Below are 3,133 nucleotides of genomic sequence, written 5' to 3'. Positions count from 1 at the left end.
TCCCCGCCGCGTGCGATCAGCAGATACATCACCGGGGTGACGATGCGCGACAGCAGCGTCGATGAGATCAGCCCGCCGATGATCACGCTGGCAAGCGGCGCATACAGCGAGCCGCCAAAGATGGCGAGCGGCAGCAGCCCGCCGATGGCGGTGACCGATGTCAGCAGGACTGGCAAAAAGCGCACCTCGCCCGCGCGTTCGATGGCGGCGCGCAGCCCCATGCCCTCGCGGCGCAACTGGGTGGTGAAATCGACCAGCAGGATCGAGTTCTTGATCTCGATGCCGACCAGCGCAACAAAACCGATGATCGCCATATAGCTGAGCGAAGCGCCAGTGACGAACAGCGCGATGAACCCGCCAAAAGTGCCAAGCGGGATGACACCTGCGACCACGATGGTTTCACGAAACCGCCCGAATTCGGCCACCAGCACCGCAAAAATGCCGAACAGCGCGATCAGGATAATCGGTCCCAGCCCGCCGAACACCGATGCGATCGCCTCTGCCTCGCCGCCCAGCGTCACCTGGTAACCTTCGGGCAGCGTAAGCTCGTCGATCTTGGCCATCGCCTGCCGACTGATGCGTGATGGCAGCGCGCCCGGCTCGGCGTTGGCGGTGACGGACACCGACCGTTCGAGCTGATAGCGCTGGATCTGCGGCGGCACGCTGATCAGGCGCGGCGAGGATATCTGCGAAAGCGGCACGACATCGCCGGTGCGCGTTGCGACATAGATTTTCTCAAGCGCAGACACCGGGTGCGTGCCCTCAATCGGCAGCCGCACGGCAATGCGATAGCTGTCGCCCTCCTCGTCGCGATAGGTCCCGGCATTCTCGCCCGACAGCGCAAGCCGGATTGCGCGGCGCGGCTCGCCCGGCGCGATGTTGAGCAACGCCGCTTTGGCCTCATCCAGCCCGATGTCGAGATCAATGCCATCGGTTGCGACCGGGTTGATCACGTCCCGCGCGCCCGGCGTTGCGCGCAGCACGGATTCAACCTGCGCAGCAACATCGCGCAACGTGTCGAGGTTCTCGCCCCTCACGCGCAGCGCGACCGGAGAGGCAATGGGCGCGCCGTTCTGGAACAGTTCGACGTTGAAGCGCGCGCCGGGAATGGTGTCGAGCCGTTCACGGATGCGCGCGACCATTTCGGGGCTGCGCGATGGATGCCACTTGTCCAGCACCACAAAGACCTCGCCAAAATTGGGGCGCTGGTCGAGCGCGAAGACATTGTAGAACACCTGCGCATTGGCGCTGCCGGTGTTGGCAGCGCGCACCTTGATGTCGGGCTCGCGCGCCAGCACTGCCTCGGCCTGCTTCACCAGCGCATCGGTGCGCTGGATGCCGCTGCCTTGTTCAGCATCGACCGTGACGCGGAAATAGCTGGTGTCAGCATAGGGGAACAGGCTGAAGCCAAGCACCGGAATCAAGGCAAAGGCGGACAACGTCAGCGCCATCGACGCCCACAAAGTCCGCCGCGGCGCGTCGAGCGCGCGGTGCAGGATCGGGCGGTAAACGGTTTCGATCTTCTCGGTCATCCAACGCAGCAGCGCGTTGCCATCGGGGTCTTCATCGCGCGCCAGGATGCGGCTGGCGAGGAACGGAATGATCGACAGTGATATCACCAGCGAGGCAAACACCGTGAAGATGATCGTGTAAATAAACGACTGGGTAAATTTGCCTGCGCCTTCAGGCAAAAACAGCAGCGGCGTAAACGCGAAGATCAGCACCCCGGTTGATCCCAGCACGGCAGGCGTGATCTCGCGCGTGCCATCGATTGCAGCGATCGCCCGGCGCTTGCCCATGCGCAGGTGGCGCGCGATATTTTCTGTCACCACAATCGAATCGTCGACCAGCAGGCCAAGCGCGACGATGAACCCGGCCACCGCCAGCTGGCTGAGGTTGAAACCCATCAGATTGATCGCCAGCAGCCCCGATGCGAGCGACAGCGGGATCGAGATCATCACAATCACCGATGCGCGCCAGCCCAGCGGCAGCAAGGTGAAGATCACCAGAAACAGCGCGATAGAAAAATCGCGGGTCAGCTCGCTGAGACGATATTCGATGTCGCGGCTCTGGTCGAACACCTGCTCGAGCGTGATGTCCGGCGGAAAGCGCGCGCGCTGGTTGTCCAGTTCCTTTTCCAGCGACTTGCGCAGGCGGATGACGTCGTAGCCGTCCTTTTGCTGGATCGCCAGAAACACCGCGCGCTTGCCATTGTAGCGCGTGATATGGACCGGCTCGCCCACCCCCCAGTCGACATCGGCGACGTCGGCGATGCGCAGCAGGCTGCCGTTGCCCGCGCGGATCGGCAGGTTGCGCAAGGTATCAAGGTCGCGATAGGCACCGCCTGCCTCAACGTTGAAGCGGCGCTTGGCGCTTTCGACCGCGCCTGGGGGCAGCTCTGCCCCACCCCGGCGCAACGCATCGGCAATCGCCGACGGGGCAAGGCCAAGCTCGGCCAATCGCCCTGAATCGATCGCGACCTGCACTTCGGGCTGCATCAGGCCATCGATCACGGTATTGCGCACCCCGGGATAGCGCACGAACGCATCGCGGATGTCTTCGGCCTGTTTCTGCAGCCGCCGCCAGCTTGCGGTCTCGCTGACCATCGCCAGCTGCAGCACCGCCGCCTCCGTCGTGCGCGCCTTGCGATAGCGCAGCTCGGTGATACCCTCGGGCAGCTGGTTGCGGATCGCGCTGACCTCGCGCACCACATCGTTGAAATACTGGTCGGTGTCGCCGTCCCAGTCGAATTCCGATGTGATGGTGACAAAGCCGTCAGTGATGTTGACGTTGATCTCGTCGATGTCATCGATGCCGCGCAGCACCTCTTCAATCGGTTTGGCAATCGTCTGCTCAATGTCGGCCGCATCCGCGCCGGGCAGCGCGATGATCACGGTGATCACGGGAATCGGAAAGTGCGGGTCTACCGCGCGCGAGATGGTGAACAGCGATGATACGCCCAGCGCGGCGAGCAGCATGAACGCGACCAGGCTGAGTTGCCAGCGGCTGATCGTAAAGGCGGCAAGGTTCATACGCGATGCAGCCCGCTCACGCGCTCACCGGCCAGGTACTTTGGATGCAGGAGCAGTGGGCGATGATGCGCCCGGCCCCGTCGTGCGGCTCGGCTGGCTGC

Annotated in this window: 1 protein-coding gene; it reads right to left on the bottom strand. The window is 63.7% G+C overall.

Going from position 1 to position 3,133, the window contains the following annotated elements; translation table 11 throughout:
- A partial coding sequence (locus ACEW8G_RS09295) for an efflux RND transporter permease subunit (RefSeq protein WP_373488147.1) occupies positions 1-3,032 on the bottom strand: 3,032 nt, incomplete at its 3' end.
- Positions 3,033-3,133: the final 101 nt, after the last annotated feature.

It is taken from the genome of Blastomonas sp. (assembly GCF_041747255.1).
Classification (GTDB): Bacteria; Pseudomonadota; Alphaproteobacteria; order Sphingomonadales; family Sphingomonadaceae; genus Blastomonas.
The sequence above is the reverse complement of the archived record's forward strand: the minus strand, read 5'-3'. Positions and strand labels throughout refer to the sequence as shown.